The following is a 25,551-nucleotide window of genomic DNA, read 5'->3' on the forward strand; positions in this document are numbered from 1 at the left end:
CCGTCAAGTGGTTGAAGAACTTTGATCCGCCGAAGAAGGGTGGCCGATGTCCGGGACCGATGATGTGGTGACCATCCTGCCGGTGCACGAATGCTGGGACCTGATGGGCGGAGTCACGCTGGGACGATTGGTCACCAGCGTGGACGGCCAGCCCGAGATCTTCCCCGTCAACTACGCCGTCCAGAACCGCACCGTGCTGTTTCGTACCGCGGAGGGCACCAAGCTGGTCAGCACCGCGATCAACAACCGCGTGCTGTTCGAGGTCGACGACCACAACGTCGCGGAGGGCTGGAGCGTCATCGTCAAGGGCCGGGCGCGCTCGCTGCGCACCAGCGAGCAGATCGAGGAAGCCGAACGCGCGCAGCTGCTGCCGTGGACCTCGACCGAGAAGACCCACTACGTGCGGGTGATTCCCGAGCTGGTCACCGGCCGCCGGTTCCGGTTCGGCCCGCCGCTGCTGGGCAGCCGCGAGCGCGCCTGAGTCAACGCACCAGCCGGTGGCGGCGCGGGCGCGGCAGGAACTCCAGCGACAACAACACCAGCAGCGCCGCCGGAATGTGGTGAGCGCAGAGCACCACATAGCGCCGCTCGGCCGGGGCGTGGAACTTGCGCAGGTAGCGGTACAGGGACTCCAAGCGGATCAGGGGGTCCAGCAGGTGGATCAGGCGATACGCGATCCGCTGCAGCGGCGTGGGGTCGACGGCATCGAAGATCTCCGGGAACGCGGCGAACGCCAGCGAAAGACGCAGCGCCCCCTTGCTTTTCGCATCGGTGATCATGTCAACGCTGAGCCGTTCGTCGACGCCGTTGGGGGCGTCCGGGCGGCGGAACGGCGCGTCGAGGCTGACCTCCGCTCCTCCGTCGGCGGTCGCGTATCGGTGAAACGCCACCACCCGACCGCACCGATCGCGGGCGATGGCCAGCTTGATCCCGGGGTAGCGGCCCCGCAGGGCGCCGTCGAGGTTCATGCAGAAGCCCCGTTCGGTGCGCGCCGCGCGGTGTGCGGCGTACAGCACGTCGGTCAGCTCGGCGGCCAATACCGGATCGAGTTCTTGTTCGTCGACGATCTGCGTGGTGACCCCGCAATTGCGGCTGCGCTGCACCGCCTGGCGCAGGTTGCGGAAGCGGCGACCGCGCATCGTGAAGTGTCGAACGTCGACGACGACGTCGCGGCCGATCGGCACCGCGAGCATCTTCTGCCCGACCACGTCGTTGCCCCATAGCTTCACGTGCCGCTCGCCGGCGGCCAACACGATGATCTGCCATCCCCGGCCGCGGCACATGCGGACGAAATCGATTACCAGACCCCCGAATTGGCTGGCGTCACCGATCGGGTCGCCGCTGACGACGGCAAACCCAAGCCGGGTGCGGTAGGCGATCGCCGCGGAGCCGTCGGCGTTGAAGTGGTAGCTCTTGCCGGAGTGCATGGCGAAGGGCGCCAACGCATCCTCATGGGTGGCGTCGACGAGAGGCCATACCCGCTCCAGCAGCTCCGGTTGCGGTTTGGCCGTCGTCGGCAACATGAGCGCGAGCCCGCCGGCCGCGATGAGGACGTTGCCGAACATGGCGAACGAAAGGAAGTGCGCGGACAGGCCCAAGCCCACCCCGGCGGCGGCGATCGCCGCGTGCCCGACGGTGACCGGCCGGCCCAGAAAGATGCCGCGCGCAATCAGGGCCGCGGCGGCGAGCAGCGCCACCGACCACCCGAACCTGCCGGGGGCGACCCGATACAAGCCCAGCTGTTCGCGCACCTCCAGCAGCGCCAACCAGCCCAGGGCACAGAGCAGGATCGCGGCGCTGCCGATGCGCGCCGCCGGCACGTCGGCGCTGACCAGGACCCGTTGGCGACCGCGGCGTTTCCCGAGTAGGGGCGGCGGCTCAGCGTCGGTTGAGAAACCAGACATGGCCGGACAACAGCGTCGCGAAGGCACACCAGAGGGGGTACAACGCCAGCGGCGCGGCGCGCATGCCCTGCACGGCCACCGCGCGTCTGGCCAAGTCGGCGCTGCTGCCGGCGAGCACCGCCGCCGCGATCGCCGAGGTGCCCAACAGGCGCCGGTTGAAGAACAGCCATGACCAGCCCGCGTTCAGCACGAGGTTTACCGCCAAGGCGGTCACGTATCCGCGCCGTTCCGGCTTCCGCCCGCGACGCTCCAGCTCGTCAAGGACGTTTGACGACACGATCGCGATGTCCGCATAGAGGACTGGCCAGACGATGGGAAACGCCTGCGGCGGGGGCTGATACGGCGGTTTGCGCAACGACCGATACCACGGCGAAGCGGCCGGCCGGCTCGCCAAGCCACCGGCGACAGCGCTCAGAACCACTGCCGCGGCGGTGGGGATCAGGGTCCGGGCCCGCACATCAAGCTCCCGTGCGAAGCGGCGCGGCGTGGATCAGGTTGTCGTCGGACGGCGCGCCAAGTTGCTCGGTGGACCTCGAGGCGTCCGACTCGCGCGTCAGGAAGGCCGTGAGTTCCCCGATCGCGGTCATGAGCGGGGCGGGGAAGACGATGGTGGTGTTCTTCTCCACCCCAAGTTCGAGCAGGGTCTGCAGGTTGCGCAGTTGCAAGGCCAGCGGGTGGCGCATCATGGTGTCGGACGCGTCGCCGAGGGCGGCGGCGGCGCGCGCCTCCCCCTCCGCGGCAATGATTTTGGCCCGCTTCTCGCGCTCGGCTTCGGCCTCTCGGGCCATCGCCCGCTTCATGCTGTCCGGAAGCTGGATGTCCTTGAGCTCGACCAGGGTGACCTCGACGCCCCATTCCACGGTGGTCGTGTCGAGGATCTGGCGGATGCTGCCGTTGATCTTCTCCGTCTGGGCGAGCACTTCGTCGAGGGAATGTTGTCCGACGACGTTGCGCAGCGTGGTTTGCGCGATTTGGTCGATCGCGGCGTTGACGTTTTCGATCACGACGACGGCCTTGCGGGCGTCGACGACCCGGAAGTAGGCGACCGCGGCGATGTCGACGCTCACGTTGTCCCGGGTGATGATGCCCTGCGACTGGATCGGCATGGTCACGATGCGCATTGAAATCCGCCACAGGCGGTCGATGACCGGAATGATGAACCGCAATCCGGGTTCGCGCACCGCGATGACCCGGCCGAGCCGAAAATGCACACCGCGCTGATACTGCTGGACCACCCTGATCGAGGCGATCGCCAGCAGCGCTGCGACGACAGCCCCGGAAACCAGCCACGCTATGGCACTTTGGCTCATGCCACCAACGCTAGGGCCGCCGCGATCGTCAGTCAGCGGCCAAAAGTCCCCCGTCACCTGACCGAAGGGCCCTTCCTCCTCGCCTGCGGTCGATCTCGGCCACCACCATGCCGACGACCTGCGGGACGGCCCGCTCGACGGGAGGCGTCAAACCGGTGCCGTGGCCGGTGTCGGCGACTTCGACGGTGAGCAGCACCAGTTCGCCGGGGACGCGACCCAGCGCCTCGCCCAACGCGTGGGCGCTCGCGAGATCGACGCCGTGCGAACTCAGGCCGTCACCCGCCGCCAGGTCGCTCAGGCCGCAGCGCCGGACGCGCCCCGGCGCCGGCGGCGTCGCGACCGCGCCGTCGATCACCACGGCGAGCCCCGCGCCCGACCACGCCTCCAGCAGACCCATGGGCTCCACGATGCCGGTCACGACCCGAACACCCTTGAGTCCCCGGCTGTGCAGCTCGTCGGCCACCACGATGCCGACGCCGTCGTCGCGGCGGTAGCGATTGCCCAGGCCGATGACCACTGCGCCGACGGGGCTGTCCGTCATTCCCGCTGCACCGTCAGCGTCAGGAAGTGCGCGGAGCAGGAGATGCACGGGTCGTAGCTGCGAATCAACTGCTCGCACAACGCGGTCAGCGCGGCATCATCGAGGGACAGGTTGCCGGACACCAGCCGGGCCAGGTCGGCTTCGATGGCCGCCTGGTTCTGCGAGGTCGGCGGGATAAGCGTCGCCGCGGAAACCAGCCCGTCCTCGCCGATCCGGTACCCGTGATACAGCAGGCCGCGGGGCGCCTCGCTGACGCCGTGGCCGACCCCGGCCCGCGCCGGGACGTCGACGAACGGGCGCGGCGGGCGCTGGTATTCGTCGATGATCCGCAGCGCCTCCTCGACCGCGTAGACCACCTCGACGGCGCGGACGACGATGCTGCGGAACGGGTTTCGGCATTCGGACGAAAGCCCGGCCTGGGCGGCGGCCTGCGCCGCGACGGGCGACAGCGTCGCCGAGTTCAGCGAGTAGCGCGCCAGGGGCCCCGTCAAATAGCGGCCGCCGTCCAGCGTCGCGTGCAGCGCGGTGGAGTAGGGCACCTGGGACTCGACGACGTGGTCGGTGAACTCGGCCACCGGAAACGACGGGCCCGCGCTGCGCGCGATCGTGCCGTCCTCGATGGGGTACCGGCCGGGCGCCGCGAGCGCCAGGAACTCGTGGTCGAGTTCGAGGTCGGGGAACTCGAACCCGGACACCCACTCGACGGTCTCGAGCGCATTGTCCAGCGCGCGGCGCAGCAGCTCGGCGATCGGTTTGAAATCGGATCGCGTTGGCACCGAGTAGAATCCGCCCAGCCGCACGTTGACCGGGTGTATCGCCCGCCCACCGACGAACTCCATCAACCGGTTGCCCGCCTTCTTCAGCGCCAGCCCGCGCTCGACGGCCGGGGCGTGGTCGCGCGCCATGCCGATGATGTCGGGATAGCCGAGAAAGTCCGGTGCGTGCAGCAGGTAGATGTGCAGGACGTGGCTGTGGATCCATTCGCCGCAGTACAACAGGCGCCGCAACGCGACAAGCTCCTCGTCCACCTGCACGCCGCAGGCGTCTTCGATCGCGTTGCAGGCGCTGACCTGATACGCGACCGGGCAGATGCCACAGACCCGCGCGGTCAGGTCGGGCGGCTCGGTGTGGGCGCGCCCGCGCAGGAACGCCTCGAAAAAGCGCGGCGGCTCATAGATGTTGAGCTCTACACTGTCCAGGGCGCCATCTTTCAGCGTGACGTGCAGCGCGCCCTCGCCTTCCACGCGCGTCAGCGTGCCGACGCTCAGCGTGCGGGTGGACGGATTCACTGCTGGCTCCGTTCGGCCGTGAACGTGGTGACGTTGAACGTCGAGAACACCCGGTCGACGTCGCCGTCGGACATGCCGTCGCGGCGCAACAGCGGGATCAGCGTCGCCGTTGCCGGCGCCGCGGACGGCCCGAAACAGCCGAAGCAGCCGCGATGATGCCGGGGGCACAGCGCCCCGCAGCCCGCGTGTGTCACCGGACCGAGGCACGGGATGCCCTCGGAGACAACGACGCACGTGACACCGCGCAGCTTGCACTCGGTGCACACCGTCTTGGCCGGGATCCGCGGCTTGCGCCCGATCAGCAGCGCCGCGAGGGTGTCGAGCAGCTGACCGCGATCGATCGGGCAGCCGGGCAGCTGATAGTCGACCTTGACGTGCGCCGACGCCGGCGTGGAGGTGGCCAGGGTGTCGACGTACTCCGGCTTGGCGTAGACGACGGAGGCGAACTCGGCGACGTCGGCGAAGTTGCGCAGCGCCTGCACTCCCCCGGCCGTGGCGCACGCGCCGATGGTGACCAGAACCTTGGACTGCTCCCGGATTTCGCGGATGCGGTGCTCGTCGTGGCGGGTGGTGATCGACCCCTCGACGAGCGAGACGTCGTAGGGGCCGCCGACCATCGCGCTGGAGGCCTCGGCGAACGTGGCGATCTGGACCTGGCCGGCGAGGGTGAGCAGCTCGTCCTCGCAGTCGAGCAGGGTCAGCTGGCATCCGTCGCAGGAGGCGAACTTCCACACGGCCAACGTGGTTGGGCCCATCTACAGCTCCTTCACTTGCAGCAGCGGGCCGGCAACGTCGTAGCCGACGACCGGCCCGTCGCGGCACAACAGCAGCGGCCCCAGCTGGCAGTGACCGCACCAGCCGACCCCGCACTGCATGTTGCGCTCCAGCGATACCCGAATATCCGTTGCCGCAATGCCTTTGGCGAGCAGGGCTTCGGCGCCGAATCGCAGCATCGGCTCCGGCCCGCACAGGAACGCGGTGGTGCGGTCGGGCTGCAGCGTGAGCCGGCGCAGCGGCTCGGTGACCAGTCCCACCTCGCCGCGCCAGCCCTGGACCGGGACGTCGACCGTGACGTGCAGCTCGATTTGCGGGTCCTGGGCCCACTTTTCGAGCTGGTCGACGAACACGAAATCGGCCCGGGAGCGGGCGCCCACGACCAGCGTGACCTTGCCGTAGCGCGCCCGCCCGGCCAGGGCGCCCAGCACCGCCGGGCGCAACGGGCACAGCCCGACCCCGCCGGCGACCATGACCAGGTCCCGCCCGGCGGCTTCGTCGAGCCCCCAGGTGGTGCCGAACGGCCCGCGGACACCGATGACGCTGCCCGGCTCCGCGTCGTGCAGGGCGCGGCTCACCGCCCCCACGGCGCGGATGGTGTGCGTGATAGAACCGTCGGTCACCGACGGGTCGCCGCTGATCGAGATCGCGGCCTCGCCCACCCCGAACGCGTAGAGCATCATGAATTCCCCGGGTTGCGGGGTCCGCAGCGCCTCGCCGACGGGCTCTAAACACAGCGTCGCCGAATCCGGGCTCTCCACAACGCGACTGCGCACCCGGTACGGGACGGGCGCCATGGCCGACGCCGGCTCAGTCATCGCCGGCCATCTTGTTCATCTCCGCGGTGATGTCGATGCCGGTGGGGCACCACGCGATGCAGCGGCCGCAGCCCACGCAGCCCGACATGCCGAACTGGTCGTGCCAGGTCCCCAGCTTGTGGGTCAGCCAATGCCGGTAGCGCGACGCGCCGGACTGCCGCACGCTGCCACCGCCGTGCACGTAGGTGAAATCGAATTCGAAGCACGACGACCACTCGCGCCAGCGCTCGGCGTGCTCGCCGGTGAGGTCGCTGACGTCCTGGGTGCTGGTGCAAAAGCAGGTCGGGCACACCATCGTGCAGTTGCCACAGGTCAGGCAGCGGCTCGCGACCTCGTCCCACTGCGGCGACTCGCGGTTTGCAATCAGCAGCTGCCGCAGATCGGTGTCCGGCATCTGGCGGCCCATCGTGTCCGCTGCGGCCTCGACTTCGCTTCGCGCTGAGGTGATTTCGTCATCACCGGCGGCCCGGTGCGGCACCGCGGCGAGCACGTCGGCGCCCTCCGGGCTGCCGACGTCGACGAGGTAAGCGTCACCGCCGAGGCGCTCTGTGAGGGCGAGGTCGTAACCGGGCCCCGCCGCGGGACCGGTGCCCATCGATGCGCAGAAGCACAGGCCGCCCGGTTCGGTGCAGTTCACGGCGACGACGAAGGCCCGGCGCCGGCGCCCGACATAGGCGTTGTCCGGGTAGTCGGTGCGGCCGAGCACGCCGTCGAGGGTGGCGATCGCGGCCAGGTCACACCCGCGCACACCGAGGAACGCGTAGCGCGGGGCTTCGTTTTCGGGGCCGTCGGTTTCGGGCTCGCCGGTCCCGTCCCGGGTGCCGGCCCAGATCCGCTGTCGCGGCGGGTGGAGGAACTGTTTCCACGACTGCGGGCCGGCCGAGTGCCCGAACGCCGCGCCGTCGTCGCGGCGGCGCACCCGGTACTGCCCGGGGCTGACGTCGACGCCCCAGCCGCGCGGCAGGTCGTCCGCCGACTCGAGTTCTGCGAGCACGATCGCGTTGTCCCGCAACGTCGGACCGACCACCCGGTAGCCCCGCTCGATCAGCACCTCGACGAGGCGGTGCAGGCCGGCCGCATTCAACGACGCGGCCTGGTGCTCTGCGCCGTTTCCGCTCACCGCCACATCATCCGCCTAAATCGCTTGCGGCGCTGCCGTCGTACCCGTCCACCCATTCGACGAAGTCCGAGAGGTCGCGCCGCGGTGTCGCCGGCAACGGGTCGGCGTTGATCGGCGCCCAACCCACCCGAAGCAGCATCTGCGGGTAATCACCCCCGCCGAAGATGTCGGACCGGACCGACTCGCGCGTTTCGGCGATTTCCAGCGGTTCGGTGACCGGGCAGCTGGCCAGCCCCAACGACGTCGCGGTCAGGAGCACGACGCTGGTGGCCTCACCGGCGCGCAGCCGCGCCAGCCGATCGTCGGCCCGGGTTCCCAGGGCGAGCACGACGGCACTGTCGTCGCCGGGCGACGAGTCCCGCGGCATGGGCAGTGCGGGACCGGCGAAAAACCGGCCCGGTATCTTCGCCGCGGGGTCCGACGCCGGCGTGCTGTGGGCCGGAACCCCCGCGACCGAGGCGTAGCGCCCGCTCCATGCGGTGAGCTCGGCAAGGTAATCGCGGTTGAGGTGCTCCGCGACGGATTCGGCGACGATCTTGTGCAGCTTGTCGAGGTCTTCGACTTGGCACAGAGTCACGCCGTTTCGGGCCGCCCGCGCGGCCATCAGCGCGATGTCGGCGACCGGCACCGGCCAGGAGCTGTAGTGGCGCCGGTCGGTGCGCCGCCGCGGTATCGCCGCGGCAAGCGCGATGTCGACGGCGTCGGCGGGGTACGGGGACAATTCGATCGCGGCAAGGTGGTCGGGGTCGTCCGGGTTCGGCAGCCGGGTCACCTTGGACAGCCAACCGACGGCCGCGAAGGCGGCGACGCAGTGGTGCAGCGCGGTGCCGCAGCTCAGGATCAGGTCGCGGCCGTCCGGATCGGTGTTGGGCAATTGCCGTTCCGCGGCGGCGTACAGATGCAAGCTCGCGGCGTCGACGCGCCACCGCCACGGTTGCGTGTTGTGCACCGAGGGTGCCCGGGACGCCAGTGTCAGGACGGTCCGGACCGTGCCGGCGTCCGGAAATCGTGCGGTCATGGCTGCGGTTCCCTTCGGGTGAAGCTCCTGCACACCACAATGCGGAATCACGCCGGGCGAAACGAGAGCATGACGGCACTAGGCAAAAGGACTTTGGGCCAATCCCTAGGGAGTGGTCACCCGAGCCTGGCTGCGTGCCGCCAGCGCGCCCGCGATCGACGTGGCGGTGACCGTCAGCAGGGCGCCGAACATCAGCGCCGACGCTTCGCCCGCGACGAGAAGGTGTTCCTGGGTACCGATGGTCGCCGCGGCCACCGGCACCCCGAGCTGGCCCGCCGACAGCACCGCGAGAGTCAGCGGCTGCCCCAGCAGCCTTCCCGCGCAGTGCGCCAGCACGGCGCCCAGTCCCAGCCCGATGCCGAGCAGGATCAGCATCGGGTGAGATCCCAGCTCCCGCACTTGCAGCGAGGCGCCCAGCCAGACGAAGAACAGCGGGCTGAAGAACCCCTCTGTGATGCCGAACAATTGGCGCGCCAGCCGGTGCGGTTCGCCGACCAAAGCGATCACCAAACCCAACGCGAAGCCCGCCAGCATGATCGACACGTGGGTGTCGGCGGCCAGCGCCGCCAGGCCGAACAGCACGACCAGGTTCGTCCGCAGTTCCAGCGCGAAGCGGCGATCCTCGGAGTACTTGTGCAGGCGCCGGCGCCAGCCCCTGCGGTCGGCCGCGCGCAGCAGCAGGAACAGCACCACCGCGCAGCCCGCGATCGCCAAGCCGCCGAGGGCGGCGATCGGCGCGCGTTGCAGGTCAATCACCAACGGCAGCAAGATAATGCACGCGGCATCGGCGATGGCGATCTGTACGGTCACCGACAGCACATCCGGACCCTGCAACCCCAGCGAATCGATCACCGGCAGGGCCAGCGCCGCCGAAGAGGAGGCCATCAGGACCGCGTAGAGCGCCGCGTGGCCGGTGTCGAACGCCGCGGCCAGCCCGACGCCCAGGGCCGCCGCGACGGCGCCGATCACGACCGCCCGCCCCAGCGCCCGCGGCGCCGCCGAGCGCAGCTTGGGATCCCGAACCGGGACGTGGGTGCCCACCACGAACATCACCAGCGCGAAGCCGATGTTCGCCAACAATTGAAAGGTGGGGTTCGCGTCGTCGACGACGCCGAACCCGGTCTTGCCGATGATGAGCCCCACGGCCAGCTCGCCGATGATGACCGGGATCCGCAGGCGCGGCAGCGAGGCCAGCAGCGGGCCGGCGAAACCCACCGCGGTCAGCAGCGCCAGGGTGTGGAAGCCGAACCCGTGCACCTCAGCGGCCCTTCCGCGTGGTCTGCACGATGTCATTCTGCATCCCGGTTCGCCGCCGCCAGGGATATGGCGCCCGGAGAGTCCCGCGAAGGTGTGACTAACCGCCGGAGGCCGGGAACCCGTCGCTGACCGGCCATCCGCACATTTCGAGGTGTTTCTTGACCCGTTCGACCTCATCGGGTGCGGGCATCTGATCCGTGATCTTGCTGATCATGACCCGGACGGTCGTTGCATCCACGGGCACGTCGCCGTGTTCGACGAGCTCGGCCGCGATCTGCATGACCTCCCGGTCGGACAGACGCCGACGCAGGAGCGCCAGCAACGGAAAGGTGTCGGTCGGCGGTATGCCCTCCGGGTAGCCGGCCCGCAGGAACCCCACGATCCGCGCGATGACGCCGGAAACAGACATTGGCTCTCCTCGGGCCTGGAAGATGACCCGACGTCCGATCTCGACGGCGTGGTCGGCGAAGCGTTCGTAGTATCGGCCGAGCAGGGTGACGTCGATGGTGGCGGCGACGCCGTAGTGCCACGGTTGGTCCATCATCAACGTGAAGAGCTTGCGGTGCAGCTCGTCCATGGCGTCGTCGTCGCGCCGCATCCGGGCGGCCGCGACCGGGTCGCGGGATCGCACGGCGTGTCTGGCGACGTTGCTGAGATCGATGGCGATGCGCCCCATTTCGGTGAAGTAGCCGATTGCCTCTTCGGGCACGGCGGGCGCGGGGTAACGACGGCGGGCGATTTCTGCGACGTGCGATGCCAGGGCGCCCATGCGCTGGGCGTCGGCGATGTTCTTGAGGTCGCCGACAACCACTCGAAGGTCGCCGGCCACCGGGGCTTGAAGGGCCAACAGCGCCAAAGCCTTCCGCTGAGCGTGGGCACCGTGGCGCAGGATCTTGTGGTGGTCGGCGAGGACGCGACCGGCGAGGGACGCATCGGCGTGCAGCAGCGCGTGCGTAGCGCGCTGCATCGCATCACCGGCCCGCGCGCACATGTCGGCGACGGAGGCCGTGAGAGCCTCGAGTTGCCGATGAAACGCGGTCCGCATGTGGGCTCACACTAAGGCGGCGGTCTCTGCGCGACAACGACTTTGGCAGATGACAGCGCTCGTTGCCACTTCTGGCCCGCGATCCGGACGCGTCCGCATCCGCCGCGGCGGGCAACTTCGCGATCCGGGCCACGCTGCCGGCGAGCCGGGCGGCGCGGAAATGGCCCGGGGTGTCTTTTGGGGACCATTTCCCCTGTTGCCAGTCGCCGCCGTGTGCTTAACGTGCCCTGGACGGCAATCGCCGGTTGCCGTCAAAGCTGATCATCGGACGAAGGAGCCCGCCATGTTCCCCCCAACCTCCCTCCGGCGCCGCGTAACGCTCGGTGCCATCGGAGCTGGAGCGGTGACCGGCGCACTGTTGTGCGCCACCGCGCCGACCGCCGCGGCTGACGCGCCGGCCCGGCCGGCCAACTGCACTGCCGGCGACGTGGCCGGTGTCGCGGCCGGCGTTGCGGCGTCGCTGTCGACCTACCTGTTCACGCACCCGGACGTGAACGGGTTCTATACCGGCCTGCAGGACCGGCCCAAAGATCAGATCCGCGACGACGTCCAGAATTACTTCAACGCCAACCCGCAGGAGCAAGCCGATTTGGAGAACATCCGCCAGCCGCTGGTCGACATCAAGCAGCGCTGCCAGTGGACGCCACTCGCCGCGGAGCCCGGTGCCACGCCCTAGGCGTCGGCAACTGGGAAAGGAGATGGCCATGAATCTGTGGGCGCGATCTTGGGTCGCCGCCGGGATTACGACGTTGGCTCTCACGTCGATTCCCGAAATCTATGCCATGGTGCGGCCGTCCGGTGTGGCCGACGCCGACGTCTGCGCGAGCGTCGGCAGGCGTGTTTCGGTGAGTGGCTGCACCAACGTCGCCGACACCGTCGGCACCTATGCACCCCCGCCGGCCGACTATGCGCCGCTGCCGCAGGACTATCCGCCGCCGCCCCCGCCGAACGTGAACGTCTGCGTCAACGCCGGCCGGCGAATCCAAGTGAGCGGGTGCAGCTAGAAGCGCCGACCCGGTCTAGTTGTCGGAGTCGTCGGACTCGTCGGAGTCGTCCTCGGACTCGTCGGAGTCGTCCTCGGACTTATCGGAGGCGTCCTCGGACTCGTCGGAGGCGTCCTCGGACTTATCGGAACTTTTGGCCTTGGACTCGCCGGACTCGTCGGATTTCTCGGACTCGTCGGCCTTGTCGGCGTACTTCGTCAAGAGCCCAGCTAGTTCGCGGGCCTCCTGGGGCGCCAACAAATCCTCGAATAACTGTTTGTCACCGTCCGAGATGCGCTCAACGCAAACCGCGTTGCTCTTGACACTGACGTCCCACCGGCCCTCATCTTGACGACCCATGCGATCCCCACCTTCCGACACTGACTTGCCATTAGCCGCCCGGCTACTGGGTTAGTTACCCATTTCTGCCGCCGGCGCAACGACCACAATTTCTCGACGGTCTCTGGGTCCCGCCTCACCTCCGCGGATTCGGGGCGGCGCGCGCCGTCAACTGCGCGGCGCGGCGTAGCGGGGCCAAGAACGCATCCGGTCGCGGGCGCGGCTCATCGTCTCGCCGAGGGTGTGTACGTCCGGTGCGGGCCGGTATCCGGCGCTGCCCGACAGTGAGAACAGATCGGCTCTCAGCTGGACAACAGTAGGAGCGCGGTCGTGACGAGCATGACGGCGGCGGTGCCGCCGTGGACGCCCCGGGCGATCGACTTGGCACCGCCGTGGCGCAGCACGATGGCGGCGTCGGCGAGCGGAATGATCGTGGCGGCCAACATCACCCACCCGATCAAGTGGGTCGCGCCCGCGATCATCAGGATGATGACGAACAGCCCCGTGGCAATGTCGCGTATGCCCTTGACGCTCAAGTAGGCGCCGGCACCCGGTTGGTCGAGATCGGGTAGCACGCCGTAGCCGGCCGCTGCGACGCGCGGCGCGACGAGGAAGCGTGCGCCGATGAAGATGATGGCCGCGGCGAGGATGCCGGCGAGGACGTAGCCGACGGTGGTGGTGATGGTCATGTCGAGCACTCCTAGGCGTCGTTACTGAATCGATGAGAACGGCGTCGGGTCAAGCAATGTCGTCTCGACGTCGACGATGTCGTCGACGTCGAAGCCGGCCATGTCGGCGGCGAATTCGGGGCTGGCCATGATGTGCCGAGCGAGTCGGTCGGGGTCGGCGCCCGGCGGATAGCCGATCAGCGCGGCGAGTCGGTTCGCGTCGCCGCTGCGCTCGGTCCACACGCCGTGCGTGGTGACCCCGAACGCCTCGAAGGTGGCCAGGTGCCGCGCCCAGTGCACCGTCGCATACCGGCGCAAAGCTTCCGGCGACCGCAGGGTGTAGATCCTGAGCTGAAACATCGAAATCGCTCTCCTTGCAGTGGAATTAGGTCAGATCATCAGCACCGCGCAGAGGGCGATCACCGCCAGGCCCTGCAGTATCGCGCGCACATCGATGATTGAGTCCCACTTCGCTTGCAGCGCCCGCCCGTTCGGAAGTGGTTGTCCCGCTTCGGCGGCCGCGGTCAGTTGCCGGTTGATGGGCGCGCTCACCCGCGTGTAGAGCGCAAGCCAGATCAGCAGCAGGACCAGGGCTATGCCCGCCGCGATGGCCTGCGCCCAGTGCGCGCCGACCGCGGCGAGCGCCGTGGTCAGCGCGGCGGCGACGATCCCGAGGACCCCGGGCAGCGGCATGCGCAGGTCACCGTATCGATGCACGTGTCCGGTTACCGCGACCAAGGCCTCGTCGTCGACCAGCGCCAACGCCGGTCGCATCACCATCGCGCAGAACACGTCGGTGCCGTAGACCACCGCGGTACCCAGCACCGCGATCAGTGCGGCGACCCGGGTGATGTCGTGCAGAAGCATGTCGCAACTCCCTCACTCGTAAGTGCTAGCAACGCTAACCCTCCTGGCAGGCCGCGTCAATAGCATTGCTAGTTTTCCTAGCCCTGATATCGTGAGGTATGGCCATCGAGGACCGTCGTGAGCGCGAACGCGCCGCCCGCCGGCAACTGATCGTCGGGACCGCGCGCAAGCTGGCCGAGGCCGAAGGCTGGGAGGCCGTCACCACGCGCCGGCTGTCCACCGAGATCGAATACAGCCAGCCGGTGTTGTACAAGCACTTCGCCGGCATGGAGCAAATCGCCGACGCCGTCGCCCTCGACGGGTTCGCCGAACTCGCCGAAGTGATCCGGGCCGCCCACGCCGACACCGGCGCCGCGAGTGACACCCTGGCCCGGATCGCCCGCGCCTACCTGGATTTCGCCCGCGACAACCCGGCGGTCTACGACGCGATGTTCACCCGCGCGACCGCCTTGCGCTTCGGCGCCGAAGACACACCGCCTCAGCTGACGGCGGCCTTCGCCGCGTTGCATGAAGCGGTCGGCATGGCCTCGGCCGAGCAGGACACCGACACGCTCACCGAGGTGTTCTGGGCGGCGCTGCACGGGCTGGTAACGCTCGGCCGCACCGGACGGCTGCGCCCCACCCACGACTCGGAGCGAGTCCAGCTGCTCGTCAACGAATTCACCGGCGGGCGAAAAACGGCGCGCTAGGCCCAGCACCGACAGGCTTGAACCGAAGGGCTCGAGACTGCAGTGTGGCGAGGCCGCCAAGGACGGCGTCCCGCCGTCTCAGGGCCGTCCCCCGTCGTGTTCGGTCGCGATTGGCCGGGCCCAAGCCGTTTCGCCGGTCGCGCCGTGGAGCCCTCGAACCCGCTCGTCGACATCCGGCCCGGGCTAAGCCGGTTTGTTGACCCGTCATTCACCGCAGTCGACGGCGACCTCAAGGCCGCGCAGCGAAGTGGCTGGACTCTCGTGAAGACCGCGCCTTAGCGCGCCTAGGGCACGGCGTTGGTCGTTACTCCCCGTTTGTGCACAGTTCCCAGGGCTGCATGCCGATAAGTTCCGCGAGGTTGCGCTGCAGCGCGACGCCGGCCGGCACCGTGCGGTAGAAGATGCTCACCTCGGCGATCTTGCCGTCCGCGTCGAGCAGGACGAAGAAGATTCCGTTGACCGCGGCGTCTCCGACTTGCAGCCGAAAGTGGGCGGCGTGGTGGGTCTCGCCGCTGAGGACCTCCAGATAGGTGTCGTCTGACGAGAGTCCGTTGACGGTCTTTATGGTTTCCACGGCGGCCTCGCGGCCGGTGACGGGCTCATCGCCGAAGGGGCCGTACAGCCGCACGTTCTCGGCGAGCAAACCGGTGAGCGTGTCTTTGTCAGGGCCGCCGTTAATGCAGTCGGCGAAGGACTCCAAGGTGTCGCGGTGCGGGGCGAACGTGGTCATGGTGACTCCTCGTAGTGGGTGAGACTGGGTCGGTGCGCCGAGGCCCGTCAGCCGGCCGGGAAGTAGTGGCCGTTGTCCAAATCGGCGAACAGGCCGGGCTGAGCGGGTTCCCAGCCCAGGGTCTGGCGCGTGATGAGGCTGCTCGCCGGGAAGGACCCCGTCACCAGACTCGTGAACTGCCCAAAGTATCCCGGCAGCATCAGGACGTCCTCGGGAACGCTCACGGTGGGTAGGTCCAGACGGCTGCCGATGGCCTCGGCGATCTCACGGAACGGGATTTCTGCGTCCGCAATCGCGTGCCAATATCTGCCGGCCGGACCCTTCTCCAACGCCAAGCGGAACACGGAGGCGACATCGCGGATGTGCACGGCGCACCACAGGTTCGCGCCGTCTCCGGGGTAACCGGCGAAGCCCTTCTCCCTCGCGAGCGCGATCAGCCCCGGGAGGAAGCCGGCACTATCGGTCGTGTCGTGCGCGATGAGGGGAAGCCGCACGATCGAAGACCGCACTCCCTGCTCGGCGAGGCCGACGACGGCGCGTTCCACGACGTTACGAACGCGCAGGGTGCCCTTGTCCTCCTCCCTGCTGGGAAGGGCCGGGTCCTGCTCGGTGGCCGGTCGGCCCAGGTTTCCCGGCGAGCCGATGCTGCCCGCAGCGACCAGCGGCTTTCCGCTCCCTTCCAGTGCCTCGCCGTATGCGAGCATGATCGGCAGCTCTGCGGCGGCCACGGCGTCCATCCCGCCGGAGGGAAGCAGGTCTTGCCGGTGGGCGACGTGGATGACGCCGTCGGAGTCCGCGGCCGCCTCCTTGAGCCCGTCGAGATCCTCTAGGTCGCCGCGACGCACCTTCGCGCCTTGTGCGGACAGCGCCGCCGCGGACTTGTCCGACCGGGCCAGGCCGGTGACCTCGTGCCCGGCGGCGATGAGTTCGGGGATGATGTGCGAGCCGGCATGGCCGGTTCCGCCGGTGATGAAAACGCGCATGTGATTGCCCCTTCGAGGGTGGATGGTTGGGTTGTCTTCTCATGCCGTAGATCAACTGAAGTGATGTGGCGCGAGACGTGGTGGTGCGGGCCGCTCAGCTGAGCACGTTGACGCCGAGGAAGAAGTCGGTGTGGTTGAGGGAGTGCGTCATCAGACCCATCTCCAGCAGGCCCGCGTTCTCCAATGCCTGCGCCATGGGCAGCGGCCCGGCGTCGAACGGGCGCAGTCCCAGGCTCTCGATGAACACCGATACTTGGGCCTTGGCCTGCGCGTCGTCGCCGGCGATGAACGCATCCAACGGGCGACCCTTGGCCGGGCCGGCCGCCAGAACGTTGGCGAACAGGGTATTGAACGCCTTGACGACATGGGCGCCGGCGGGGGCGGCCTTGGCGATCTCCTGTGCGCCGGAACTGCCGTCGGGCGTGACAAGGCCGGTCATATCGGGGGTGACGGGGTTGGTGATATCGATGACGATTTTGCCCTGCAGCGCGTCTCCGTAGCGGCTCACCGCTTCCGCCGCGCTGGCGTACGGAACGGCGAGGATGACGATGTCCCCGGCCGGGGTGGCGCCGGGCGCCCCGACAGTGGCGCCGCCGAGCGATCCGGCCAACTCCTTGGCTTTGACCGGGTCACGGCCGATCACCTCGACGGCGTTGCCGCCCGCGAGCGCCCGGTGGGCCAGGGCGCTGGCCATGTTCCCCAGGCCGATGATGCTGATGCTGCTCATGAAAAATCCCGTCTTGGTTGATGAAAAGGTTGATTACTCAACCATATGGCCAGATGGATGATGCGTCAACCAATTGGGGTAATGTGGGGCCGATGGCACCGAACTGGCTCAACCCTCGTGAGGACCGCGCCTGGCGGGCCTTCGTGTACGCGAATTATCAGCTCGTCGCGCACCTAAACCGGGGCCTGCAGAAATCGGGCCTGTCCGGGGCCGACTACGCGGTCCTGGCGGTGCTCTCGGAGCACGACGGAGACCGCATACCCGCACGCGACCTGTGCAACGCACTGGGCTGGGAGAAGAGCCGTCTGTCCCATCAGCTGCGACGCATGCAGAAGGACGGGCTGATCAGCCGCGAGCCCAACCCCGACGACGCCCGCAGCACGATGGTCTGCCTCCTGCCGGCCGGCCGCGCCGCCATCGAGAAGGCCGCACCCAGGCACGCGGAAGACGTTCGTCGGAACTTCGTCGATCTGCTGACCCCGGCTGAGCTCGACCTGCTCGCCACCCTCAACGAACGAATCCAGCGCCACGTGGCCACACACCACGACTCCCCCGACGAAGACGGGCCCTTATAGCGCCGGTCCACGAATCGGATCGCATTCGGGGGTGTCGGCGGGCGCGCGTGGTCGCACACGCGCTCCGCTGGACGCTATCGAGTCGACGTGGCTTCTTGCTGACCTAGGAAAGTGGCGTCACGCCAGATGGCCAACCTGATCCACGCGCGACACCGAGAGCGCTGTGGCTCCGCGACCAAACTATGCCAACCCGTTGGCAACCAGGGATTCTGAAGGTGGACCGAAGGTGACAGCGAATGCGCCCCTCGACCGCGCCCTGAACCGAGGAGCCTAGTCTTCGAGCTCTTTCCTACTGGCGCACGCGTCACGTTGGACGCGCGGAGCCGGTGGGCTAACCTGACTCGGCGATCCGGTCGGTGATGGCCTGGGCCGCTCTGCCGAGTCTGATCAGGTCGGCCTTCGTCAACGACTCCACCACCAGTTCGCGCACCTTCGCGACGTGCAAGGGGGCCGCGGCGGAGACCCGTCGCAATCCCGCCTTCGTGAGCTCGACCACGCTCACCCTGCCGTCCTCGGCACAGACGCGCTTTACCACCAACCCGTTGGCCGCGAGGCGCCTGACCACGTGCGACAACCGCGACAACGAGGAGTTCGCGCGGGAGGCGAGCTCCGACATCCGCAGCGTCCTGTCGTCGGCTTCCGAGAGATTCGCCAGCACGAGGTACTCGAACGTCGTCAGTCCGGTGGTGCGCTGCAGATCGCTTTCCAGGGCCGCCGGAAGCTCCATAATCATCGAAAGGAGCTGACGCCACGCACGCTGCTGATCGTCGTCGAGCCACACTGTTTTGGGTTGACGACGCTCACGTTCGGGCCGTATCACCGCGACGACCCCATGGCTTCCGATCGCCCAGCTGTCATCCGGACCTCCTGCACCTCAAGGATAGTTCAACCGTCAACCGTTAAACGTCAGCCGCCGACCGGCGACGGCGTCCTGTCGTTGTCGAGGCGTCGCGGTCTGCAGCACCGCCGGAATGATTTTGAGGGAGGCCGATTTAGTTGACGCATCACATTAACACCGGTAGGGTTAATTGATGCATCAACTAATGGCTCGTGGATGCGAGATTCGCACGTGCGCCCGGTCGGGTCATCGCCCCTGTTCGCACATCCACGTCTTCGAGGAGCCCACGTGAACATCGTGGTATGGGTCGCGTCCGGATTACTCGCCGCCGCATACCTTTTTGCCGGTGGCACGAAACTGCTGATGCCGAAGGAGCGCTTGGCCGCGAACCCCTCCATGGCTGCCGCCGCCGAGGCGTTGTCCGCGACGTCGCTCAAACTTATTGGCGGCGTAGAAGTGGCGGGCGCTCTCGGTCTGATCCTCCCGTGGCTCACCGGCATCGCGCCGATCCTGACACCGGCCGCCGCCGTGGGCCTGGCGCTGCTGCAGGTGGGCGCGGCGGTGTTCCACGGCCGACGCGCAGAGTACAAGCAGTGGCCGGTGAGCGCCGCGTTCCTGGCGGTGGCGGTCTTCATCGCGGCCGCCCGGACCGCGGAGGTCGCGCGATGACCAGCGGTGTGCAGTACGCCATCGTGGGCACCGGCACCGTTGGCACGGTTCTGGCACAACGGTTCTCCGACCACCACGTCCCAGCACTCTTCGCCAATACGCGAGGTCCGGAGACGATCGACGTCACCGAACTGTCCGCCTCGATCACGCCGGTCACCCTCGACTCCGCCCTGGATGCGGACGTGATCATCTTGGCCATTCCGTTCCTCCAGGTCCGTGAGTTGGGTCGGCGCCGCGCAGACTGGTCCGGCAAGATCGTCGTCGACGCGACGAACGCGTTTCTGGTGCCCAACTCCGAGCAAATCCTTGGCGGCCGCCTCTCGACCGAGTACAACGCCGAGGCGTTTCCGGGCGCCGCGGTGGTCAAGTCGTTCAACCAAACCGCCGCCAAACAACTCGCCGAGAAGCGCCCGCCCGAATTCGGGAAACGCGTGGTCTTCGTGTCCAGCAACGACTCCGCGGCAAGCGCGCTAGTAGCCGGGCTGGCTACCGATCTCGGCTTCAGCCCAATCGAACTCGGACGTATCGACCAGGGCGGCGTGCTCATCCAAGCCCGCAACGCCCTGGTCTTGCGCAATCTCTACGAGCTACCGTCGGAACTCGACAGGAGCACCGAGGTCACCTCAACCGTCGAGCGGAAGCTCACCCCCGGCACGTGGACGATCGACCCCGTCCACTCGTCCGTCACCTTCTCGGTCCGCCATCTCGCGGTCGGCAGGGTACGTGGGCGATTCGACGACTTCTCCGGTGCGATCACGGTGCCCGAGAACGGAACTCCGAGCGTTACGGTCACGGTCGCGGTCGGGTCGGTCAATACCGGTAACCCGGACCGCGACCAGCACCTGCGGGCCCCCGACATCTTCGGGGCCGACGAGTTCCCCACCGCCACCCTCGTCTCGACCGGTATGCACCCCGTCGACAAGGACAACTGGGTGCTCGAGGCTGATTTCACCCTGCGCGGCACCACCAAGCGCGTACCAGTGGCGTTCTCGTTTCTCGGCGTGAGCCCCGGCATGGGTCGCGGTGAGGTGGCCGGGTTCGAAGGCGTGATCAAGCTGAAGCGTAGCGATTTTGGCGTCCTGACCGACACTCCCGTGCTAGCCGGAGGCGGCCCAATGCTCGGAGACACCGTCGACATCACCGTTTGCGTAGAGGCGGTCAAGCAACCCTCCGCGCCGACGGGATGAGGCGGCGAAGCCACCGGGCGGCGAACGTCGCGACTGGATCCGAAACCCGCGGCTACGACGCGAACCCGCCGACGCGTCTCGGGCTGCACCGTTATTCCGCTTCGGTGTGCAGTTCCCAGGGCTGCATGCCGAGGGCATCCGCAAGGTTTCGCTGCAGCGCGACGCCGGACGGCAGCGGGCGCCAAAATATGGTGACCTCGGCGATATTGCCGCCCGCATCGAGCAGGATGTAGTCCATTCCGTCGACCACCGTGTCCTCGATCCGCAGCCGGAAGTACGCCGCGTGGTGCGTCTCGCCGCTGAGGACCTCCTTATAGGTGAGGTCCGCCGCTGCGCCGACCCCTCGTATGGCTTCCAGGACTGCGTCGCGGCCAGTGGTTGGTTCATCGCCGAGCGGGCTGTACAGCACCACGTCCTCGGCGAGGATGCCGAAAAGAGCGTCTTTGTCTGCGCCGCCGTGCATGGCGTCGACGAAGGATTCCACGGTGTCGCGGTGCGGGGCGAAGGTGGTCATGGTTACTCCTCATATCCTTGGTTGCGTGTGGTGTGAGACCTGATCGGCGCGACTGTGCGGTGACTCGAAGAGCTCACGACCACAACGGATTACCGGAAATCGGAAGGTCGGCACTCTTCGGCGCTGAGCGGCTCCGGGGCGACGACGTCGTTGTCGGCGTCCATCCCGGTGTCGCTCACTCAGATCACTGTGGTGCCGCCGTCGACCACCAGCTCCATGCCATTGACATAGCTCGAGTCGTCGGAGGCCAGGAACAACGCGGCCGACGCGATCTCCTCTGGGCGGCCCATCTCTCGCCGCGGGATCACGGACTCGAACTGCGCCTTCATCTCCTCGTCCATTACCTCTTCCAGCATCGGTGAGGCGACCTGGCCGGGGGTCAGCACGTTCACCCGGATCTTCCTGTCCCTCAACTCCGACACCCACACCCGTGCGTAGGCGGGCAGCACGGCCTTGCTTCCCGCGTACACACTCCAATTCGGGTAGCCCCGCAGCGAGGCGTTTGACCCGGTCATGAAAATCGAGCCGCCATCGTTGAACAGCGGCAGCGCCTTCTGGACCGTGAACAGCGTGCCGCGCGCGTTCAGCCAGAAGGCGTCGTGGAAGTCCTCCTCGGTGATCTCACCGAGTTTGTTCTGCTTGCCTACCCCGGCGCTTGCCCACAACGCGTCGATTGAGCCCTTTTCCTGTTTGACCGTGTCGAACAAACGGTCCAGATCGTCGAGGTCGGCCGAATCGCCTTGCACGCCGGTCACGTTCCGGCCGATCTGTTCGACGGCTTCTTCCAGCGCGTCCTTCCGTCGGCCCGTGATGAAGACGTGAGCTCCTTCGTCAACGAACAACTTGGCGCCGGCCAGCGCCATGCCACTCGTCGCGCCCGTGATCACCGCGACCTTGCCATCGAGCTTTCCCACGATCACTCCAAATCTTTCGAAGGTGCCGATGTTATGTACACCGATCTGAGTGCTTAAGCTATCGCGCAACTGTGTGGAATGCAAGCTATGCACACCGATCCGTACCCCACTGGGCTACGCTGGGTGAGTGCCGGAGTTAGAGAAGGGGCCGCGAGGCCTGCGCCGCGGCAGGGGCGCACGAGAGCGCATCCTGGCCGCTTCACGACAACTGTTCCGCGATCAAGGCATCAACAGCACCGGCCTGGACCAGCTCTGCGCGGTGGCCCAGGTGTCCAAGCGCACCTTCTACCAGCACTTCACCGGTAAGGATCAGCTGATCGCCGAACACCTACGCCGATTTGACCCCGACATCCTGCCCGAGGTGTTCGACCGCACCGACCTCACACCCCGCGAACGGCTCCTCGCCGCCTTCGACCTTCACGCGCCGCTGTGCCCGTTCATCGCGGCGGCCGTCGAGCTCCACGATCCGGACCACCCCGCACGCGTACACGCCGCGGACTATAAGAAGGCCTTTGCCGCGCGGCTCACCGAAACCGCGCGCGAGGCCGGCGCCGCCAACCCCGAACTGCTCGGCGAACAACTGGCGCTGCTCCTGGATGGCGCCTCGGCCCGCAACCGAGTCCTCAACACCGAAACCTTCGCCACCGCCGCCGCCATCGCAGCCGTCCTCATCGACAACGCCATCCCCACGCCAGCGGTACCGTCCGGCGCCGGCGCGAACCTGCCAGCCGGGAAAGGGCCGCGCGCTGGGTCCGGCGGCGAGCTCAGCCGAATTTGACGCCAAGGGATCGAAACGACGCATCTACTCGGAGCCGCCCATCTTCGGCGGCGGGTTCCACGGTGTCCCAGTCGTCGTACCAATCGGGAATGTCGGCCAGTGTGGTGATCAGGTTCCATAGGACTTCGGGCGGTGCGTCGATCCTTATCGACGTGGACAGCGTTCGACCGTCGCGGCGAAACATCACCGGGATGTTTCCGTCGCCTGGCTAACTGACGCGCCGGCGCGTCGGGGCCTGAGGTCTTCGATGCGATCGAGGACCTCATCGAGTGCCGTTGCCAGAGGAGCGGGGTCGCGGCGAACCTGCGCGAGCAGCATGCCGCCTTCGACCGCCGCCAACAGCGCGGTCGCCAGGCGGTCGGGGTTGGCCTTGCGGCGCAGCTCACCCCGGTCGTACATGGCCTGTAGGCCTGCCCGGATCGCCGTTTCCCACTGGTCGAATCCACCGGCGAGGTCAACTCGACATTCCGGGAAGGACTCGGCCAGCTCACCGGCCAGCGACCCGACCGGGCAACCGCCCTCACAGTTCCGCTGGCCAAGCGTGTTGACGAGAAGGTCTCGCCAGGCGCGCAAACCCTCCATGCTGTCCAGCCCCCCGAGCGTGGCCAGCAGAGCCTCGATGCGATGCGCGACGACGGCCCTGATCAGCGAATCCTTGTCCCCGAAGTAGTGATACACCTGCGAAACGCCTACGCCCGCCGCCTTCTGGACGTCACCAAGACTCGTGCCGGCGACACCGTGGTCGTGCATCAGTTCCGCTGCTGTCGCCACGATCCGCTCCCGCGTGGCCCGCCCCTTGGGGGTGAGCCGTCGCGGCTCGGTGACCGATTCGTTCGCTGCCATCACGTTGGCCAGTTCCGGCGGGATCCTTCGCTGCGGGCCCCGCCGCCCTGATCCTCCTTCCGATTCGTCCGGTCCTGTTCCGAGTTGTTAATGCGTGCTCCTCGCGGCGCCGTGAACCCGACATCGACTTACCGGATTCTGCGCGGTCCCGCCCGCAGCAACCTGGACGTCAGTGTAGCTCCGACGCGACACAATAGTGTCGCACATACTACATAACATGATGCAAACGCACACAGCCGCGGTTCGAGGTTGCTTTCGCCGCGGTGTGTCTGTTCGTCAAATGAACCATCGAAATACGCACTACTGCAGCGTATTCAACGCGATCAACGGCCACCTACGTTGACCGACCTCACGGTTGACATCCGGATACTTCACCACCTTTCTGTAGCATGGATTACAAATAACATGTAGGCTAAGGCAGTCCCCCCTACAGAAAGGGCATCATGACGGCGACGTTGACACACGACGACGCCGGTGCTCTGTCGAGTACATGACTTCGAAAGCCCGAGGCCTTCGGCTGCTGATCGGGCTGCAGCGCCACGCTCCCGGATGGGGTTCTGCCATCGGTGGCGCGCGGGCGCGAAGTCCCTATCAAGTCTCTATCGAAAGGAAATGACAGCATGGCTGCGACGTCTTCCAAGGCGGTTCTGATCACCGGTGCCAACGTTGGGCTCGGCAAGGAGGTGGCGCGCCAACTCGCTCTTGCCGGCGATTTCGCCAGGATCTATCTAGCGTGTCGCAACACCGATAGCGGGCGGTCGGCGGCCGCCGACCTGGGGCGCCTCACGGGCAGGTCCATCTTCACGGTAATTCGAATGGACCTGACCGATTTGGACTCGGTGAGGTCCGCGCTGAGCACGTTGGATGGCCCACTGCATTCGATGGTCATGAATGCCGGCGGCACCGGCGGCCCCACACCGCTGGCGCTCACCGCTGACGGTGTCACGCATGTCTTCGGTTCCAACGTACTGGGCCACGTTGTACTGCTTGAGAATCTCCTCGCCGCCAGGGCACTGACCAACACCGCGGTCCTGGTGGGCAGCGAAGCCGCGCGCGGTGTTCGCATGATGCGGATGCCGCGGCCCAGGTTCGCAAACCACTCAGTGGAGGAGTTCGTCAGCGTCATCGACGGTTCGTTCTTCGAACGGCGGAAATTCAACACGTTCCTTGCCTATGGACAGGTGAAATACCTTGGTGCGCTGTGGATGTCGTCGCTGGCCCGAAAGCATCCCGACCTGCGGCTGCTCACCGTGAGCCCGGGCAACACCGCGGGAACGGACGCGTTGCGCGACATGGGCCCGGTCACTCGTGGCGTGATGAATCACGTCATGTTGCCCTACGTCCTTCCCGCGCTGGGGGTAGGACACCAGTTGGAGAAGGGCGCTCAGCGGCTGGTCGATGGAGTCACCGACGAACAGTTGCGCAGCGGGGTGTTCTACGCCAGCCGACCGGGCAAAGTCGTCGGGCCCCTCGTGGATCAGGCTGGGATCGTCGTCGACTTCAAAGACCCGGCAATACAACAGCATGCGTACGAAGCCATCCATCGCTTCGTGAAAAGGCCACCCTCACATCAACAACCGCTTCCCCGCATCGTCGGTGCGGATGGCGTCGAGTCCCGCTGACGGCCAGGCCCGCGGCGTTGATTGATCGTGGATCCCGAGCCGCATCGAAGCTTTCACGCTCCGACGGTGTGGCGTCGGGGCGATAAGTCGGCGCCCGTCGCCGCACCCGCGACTGCCAACCCCGCGGCGTCAAATGCGGAAACTCACCAGAAAACAGAATTCAGGTGTAAACCATGTCTCGGGACACCTGTCAACGATGTCCCGAGACATGACATCCCCAAATCTGTTCCCAAATCCTGCGGCCGGTGGGCCGCTCAGCAGACGGTTAATCCGACTCTCGCCAGCTTCCCGCTCTGGGCGCAAGGCAGGCGGAGTTCGCCGACGCGGGGGTGCGCGGAGAGGTCACCGCTAATGCCGCAGCTCGGCAGAAGGGCTGGCGTCCGCCACGTATCGAGCTACGCGATCCAACGGTGGTCGCTGCCCGAATACCCGAGCAGTTCAGCCGCGAGCAGATCGACCTGCTCATCGCACTGTTTAGCGAAAGGAAACCTATGGCGAGCCCAGGGAATCCGTTTATCGTAGACCGGTCGAGTTCGCCGCACGAAGGAG

At 67.4% G+C, this 25,551-nt stretch carries 32 protein-coding genes and 1 pseudogene; 9 read left to right on the plus strand and 24 right to left on the minus strand.

Annotation, left to right across the window (positions count from 1 at the left end):
• The first annotated feature begins 46 nt into the window (after positions 1-46).
• A complete protein-coding gene (locus tag MTAB308_RS09430; RefSeq protein ID WP_077099219.1) occupies positions 47-481 on the plus strand; it encodes a pyridoxamine 5'-phosphate oxidase family protein in 435 nt (144 codons plus the stop codon).
• Between the two features lies 1 nt (position 482).
• On the opposite strand, the gene MTAB308_RS09435 is transcribed toward MTAB308_RS09430, so the two are convergent.
• The 12 genes and pseudogenes from MTAB308_RS09435 to phoU all read right to left on the minus strand — a co-directional run.
• Positions 483-1,904, minus strand: coding sequence for a bifunctional lysylphosphatidylglycerol flippase/synthetase MprF (locus MTAB308_RS09435; protein WP_077099220.1), 1,422 nt, complete (start codon positions 1,902-1,904; stop codon positions 483-485).
• Positions 1,879-2,361, minus strand: a complete 483-nt coding sequence (locus MTAB308_RS09440) for a TspO/MBR family protein (RefSeq protein ID WP_077099221.1) — start codon at positions 2,359-2,361, stop codon at positions 1,879-1,881. The genes MTAB308_RS09435 and MTAB308_RS09440 overlap by 26 nt, the downstream gene beginning before the upstream one ends.
• Before the next feature lies 1 nt (position 2,362).
• Positions 2,363-3,214, minus strand: a complete 852-nt coding sequence (locus MTAB308_RS09445; RefSeq protein WP_077099222.1) for a slipin family protein — start codon at positions 3,212-3,214, stop codon at positions 2,363-2,365.
• 28 nt (positions 3,215-3,242) lie between these two features.
• Positions 3,243-3,755 carry a hydrogenase maturation protease gene (locus tag MTAB308_RS09450; RefSeq protein WP_077099223.1) on the minus strand — a complete coding sequence of 171 codons (513 nt, stop codon included), beginning with the start codon at positions 3,753-3,755 and terminating at the stop codon, positions 3,243-3,245.
• Positions 3,752-5,044, minus strand: coding sequence for a Ni/Fe hydrogenase subunit alpha (locus tag MTAB308_RS09455; protein WP_077099224.1), 1,293 nt, complete (start codon positions 5,042-5,044; stop codon positions 3,752-3,754). The genes MTAB308_RS09450 and MTAB308_RS09455 overlap by 4 nt, the downstream gene beginning before the upstream one ends.
• On the minus strand, positions 5,041-5,799 hold the full coding sequence (locus MTAB308_RS09460) for an NADH-quinone oxidoreductase subunit B family protein (RefSeq protein WP_077099225.1): 759 nt from the start codon (positions 5,797-5,799) through the stop codon (positions 5,041-5,043). The genes MTAB308_RS09455 and MTAB308_RS09460 overlap by 4 nt, the downstream gene beginning before the upstream one ends.
• On the minus strand, positions 5,800-6,636 hold the full coding sequence (locus tag MTAB308_RS09465) for an FAD/NAD(P)-binding protein (protein ID WP_077099226.1): 837 nt from the start codon (positions 6,634-6,636) through the stop codon (positions 5,800-5,802). It lies immediately after the preceding gene.
• The gene (locus MTAB308_RS09470; RefSeq protein ID WP_077100086.1) at positions 6,629-7,756 is read right to left on the minus strand and encodes a 4Fe-4S dicluster domain-containing protein; all 1,128 of its coding nucleotides are present in this window, start codon (positions 7,754-7,756) and stop codon (positions 6,629-6,631) included. Before MTAB308_RS09470 ends, MTAB308_RS09465 begins: the two co-directional genes overlap by 8 nt.
• A gap of 7 nt (positions 7,757-7,763) precedes the next feature.
• Positions 7,764-8,774: an Acg family FMN-binding oxidoreductase gene (locus tag MTAB308_RS09475; protein WP_077100087.1), complete on the minus strand. Its 1,011-nt coding sequence runs from the start codon at positions 8,772-8,774 to the stop codon at positions 7,764-7,766.
• A gap of 105 nt (positions 8,775-8,879) precedes the next feature.
• Positions 8,880-10,067: a cation:proton antiporter gene (locus MTAB308_RS09480; protein WP_077099227.1), complete on the minus strand. Its 1,188-nt coding sequence runs from the start codon at positions 10,065-10,067 to the stop codon at positions 8,880-8,882.
• A gap of 61 nt (positions 10,068-10,128) precedes the next feature.
• Positions 10,129-10,440 (minus strand): DUF3349 domain-containing protein, encoded by a 312-nt coding sequence (locus tag MTAB308_RS29720; protein WP_173842176.1) that lies wholly within the window; start codon positions 10,438-10,440, stop codon positions 10,129-10,131.
• 3 nt (positions 10,441-10,443) lie between these two features.
• Positions 10,444-11,076: pseudogene (gene phoU / locus MTAB308_RS09485) on the minus strand (phosphate signaling complex protein PhoU); the annotation flags it as partial.
• 283 nt (positions 11,077-11,359) lie between these two features.
• On the opposite strand from phoU, the gene MTAB308_RS09490 reads away from it, so the two are divergent.
• Positions 11,360-11,752, plus strand: coding sequence for a heme-binding protein (locus tag MTAB308_RS09490; RefSeq protein WP_077099229.1), 393 nt, complete (start codon positions 11,360-11,362; stop codon positions 11,750-11,752).
• A gap of 28 nt (positions 11,753-11,780) precedes the next feature.
• Positions 11,781-12,080 (plus strand): hypothetical protein, encoded by a 300-nt coding sequence (locus MTAB308_RS09495; protein WP_077100088.1) that lies wholly within the window; start codon positions 11,781-11,783, stop codon positions 12,078-12,080.
• A 15-nt stretch (positions 12,081-12,095) separates the two neighbouring features.
• Here MTAB308_RS09495 and MTAB308_RS09500 read toward each other — a convergent pair whose 3' ends face one another.
• The 4 genes from MTAB308_RS09500 to MTAB308_RS09515 all read right to left on the minus strand — a co-directional run bounded on the left by MTAB308_RS09500 (position 12,096) and on the right by MTAB308_RS09515 (position 13,933).
• Positions 12,096-12,419 (minus strand): hypothetical protein, encoded by a 324-nt coding sequence (locus tag MTAB308_RS09500; RefSeq protein WP_077099230.1) that lies wholly within the window; start codon positions 12,417-12,419, stop codon positions 12,096-12,098.
• Between the two features lie 281 nt (positions 12,420-12,700).
• Positions 12,701-13,087, minus strand: coding sequence for a DUF4267 domain-containing protein (locus tag MTAB308_RS09505; protein ID WP_077100089.1), 387 nt, complete (start codon positions 13,085-13,087; stop codon positions 12,701-12,703).
• A 21-nt stretch (positions 13,088-13,108) separates the two neighbouring features.
• Positions 13,109-13,426 (minus strand): NIPSNAP family protein, encoded by a 318-nt coding sequence (locus tag MTAB308_RS09510; RefSeq protein WP_077099231.1) that lies wholly within the window; start codon positions 13,424-13,426, stop codon positions 13,109-13,111.
• A 30-nt stretch (positions 13,427-13,456) separates the two neighbouring features.
• A complete protein-coding gene (locus MTAB308_RS09515) occupies positions 13,457-13,933 on the minus strand; it encodes a DUF1772 domain-containing protein (protein ID WP_077099232.1) in 477 nt (158 codons plus the stop codon).
• A gap of 98 nt (positions 13,934-14,031) precedes the next feature.
• Between MTAB308_RS09515 and MTAB308_RS09520 the strand changes: the two genes are divergently transcribed.
• Positions 14,032-14,622, plus strand: a complete 591-nt coding sequence (locus MTAB308_RS09520; RefSeq protein WP_077099233.1) for a TetR/AcrR family transcriptional regulator — start codon at positions 14,032-14,034, stop codon at positions 14,620-14,622.
• Positions 14,623-14,926: 304 nt separating this feature from the next.
• On the opposite strand, the gene MTAB308_RS09525 is transcribed toward MTAB308_RS09520, so the two are convergent.
• The 3 genes from MTAB308_RS09525 to MTAB308_RS09535 all read right to left on the minus strand — a co-directional run bounded on the left by MTAB308_RS09525 (position 14,927) and on the right by MTAB308_RS09535 (position 17,062).
• Positions 14,927-15,352, minus strand: coding sequence for a nuclear transport factor 2 family protein (locus tag MTAB308_RS09525; protein ID WP_077099234.1), 426 nt, complete (start codon positions 15,350-15,352; stop codon positions 14,927-14,929).
• 47 nt (positions 15,353-15,399) lie between these two features.
• Positions 15,400-16,335, minus strand: a complete 936-nt coding sequence (locus MTAB308_RS09530) for an SDR family oxidoreductase (RefSeq protein ID WP_077099235.1) — start codon at positions 16,333-16,335, stop codon at positions 15,400-15,402.
• Positions 16,336-16,429: 94 nt separating this feature from the next.
• Positions 16,430-17,062, minus strand: a complete 633-nt coding sequence (locus MTAB308_RS09535) for an NADPH-dependent F420 reductase (protein ID WP_077099236.1) — start codon at positions 17,060-17,062, stop codon at positions 16,430-16,432.
• Positions 17,063-17,154: 92 nt separating this feature from the next.
• Between MTAB308_RS09535 and MTAB308_RS09540 the strand changes: the two genes are divergently transcribed.
• Entirely contained in the window at positions 17,155-17,637 is a 483-nt protein-coding gene (locus MTAB308_RS09540; RefSeq protein ID WP_077099237.1) for a MarR family winged helix-turn-helix transcriptional regulator, read from the plus strand.
• A gap of 331 nt (positions 17,638-17,968) precedes the next feature.
• Here the strand turns inward: MTAB308_RS09540 and MTAB308_RS09545 are convergent, their stop codons facing one another.
• Positions 17,969-18,370, minus strand: a complete 402-nt coding sequence (locus MTAB308_RS09545; RefSeq protein ID WP_083746535.1) for a MarR family winged helix-turn-helix transcriptional regulator — start codon at positions 18,368-18,370, stop codon at positions 17,969-17,971.
• Between the two features lie 393 nt (positions 18,371-18,763).
• On the opposite strand from MTAB308_RS09545, the gene MTAB308_RS09550 reads away from it, so the two are divergent.
• Complete coding sequence (locus MTAB308_RS09550; protein ID WP_077099238.1) at positions 18,764-19,144, plus strand: DoxX family protein; 381 nt, start codon at positions 18,764-18,766, stop codon at positions 19,142-19,144.
• Complete coding sequence (locus tag MTAB308_RS30455) at positions 19,141-20,331, plus strand: YceI family protein (RefSeq protein ID WP_216823655.1); 1,191 nt, start codon at positions 19,141-19,143, stop codon at positions 20,329-20,331. Before MTAB308_RS09550 ends, MTAB308_RS30455 begins: the two co-directional genes overlap by 4 nt.
• A 91-nt stretch (positions 20,332-20,422) precedes the next feature.
• Here MTAB308_RS30455 and MTAB308_RS09565 read toward each other — a convergent pair whose 3' ends face one another.
• Both MTAB308_RS09565 and MTAB308_RS09570 read right to left on the minus strand, forming a co-directional pair.
• Positions 20,423-20,845, minus strand: a complete 423-nt coding sequence (locus MTAB308_RS09565) for a nuclear transport factor 2 family protein (RefSeq protein ID WP_077099239.1) — start codon at positions 20,843-20,845, stop codon at positions 20,423-20,425.
• Positions 20,846-21,024: 179 nt separating this feature from the next.
• Positions 21,025-21,759, minus strand: coding sequence for an SDR family NAD(P)-dependent oxidoreductase (locus tag MTAB308_RS09570; protein WP_077100092.1), 735 nt, complete (start codon positions 21,757-21,759; stop codon positions 21,025-21,027).
• Positions 21,760-21,886: 127 nt separating this feature from the next.
• Here MTAB308_RS09570 and MTAB308_RS09575 point away from each other — a divergent pair, with 127 nt between their 5' ends.
• Positions 21,887-22,537, plus strand: coding sequence for a TetR/AcrR family transcriptional regulator (locus MTAB308_RS09575; protein WP_245831354.1), 651 nt, complete (start codon positions 21,887-21,889; stop codon positions 22,535-22,537).
• On the opposite strand, the gene MTAB308_RS09580 is transcribed toward MTAB308_RS09575, so the two are convergent.
• Together MTAB308_RS09580 and MTAB308_RS09585 are read right to left on the minus strand one after the other, a co-directional pair.
• On the minus strand, positions 22,524-22,721 hold the full coding sequence (locus MTAB308_RS09580) for an SRPBCC family protein (RefSeq protein WP_077099240.1): 198 nt from the start codon (positions 22,719-22,721) through the stop codon (positions 22,524-22,526). The two genes, MTAB308_RS09575 and MTAB308_RS09580, sit on opposite strands and share 14 nt — an antisense overlap.
• Positions 22,721-23,380, minus strand: a complete 660-nt coding sequence (locus MTAB308_RS09585) for a TetR/AcrR family transcriptional regulator (protein ID WP_077100093.1) — start codon at positions 23,378-23,380, stop codon at positions 22,721-22,723. The genes MTAB308_RS09580 and MTAB308_RS09585 overlap by 1 nt, the downstream gene beginning before the upstream one ends.
• Positions 23,381-23,946: 566 nt before the next feature.
• On the opposite strand from MTAB308_RS09585, the gene MTAB308_RS09590 reads away from it, so the two are divergent.
• Complete coding sequence (locus MTAB308_RS09590) at positions 23,947-25,002, plus strand: SDR family NAD(P)-dependent oxidoreductase (protein WP_157900932.1); 1,056 nt, start codon at positions 23,947-23,949, stop codon at positions 25,000-25,002.
• The last annotated feature ends 549 nt before the right edge of the window (positions 25,003-25,551 follow it).

The sequence above is a fragment of the Mycobacterium terramassiliense genome, from assembly GCF_900157385.1.
Classification (GTDB): domain Bacteria; phylum Actinomycetota; class Actinomycetes; order Mycobacteriales; family Mycobacteriaceae; genus Mycobacterium; species Mycobacterium terramassiliense.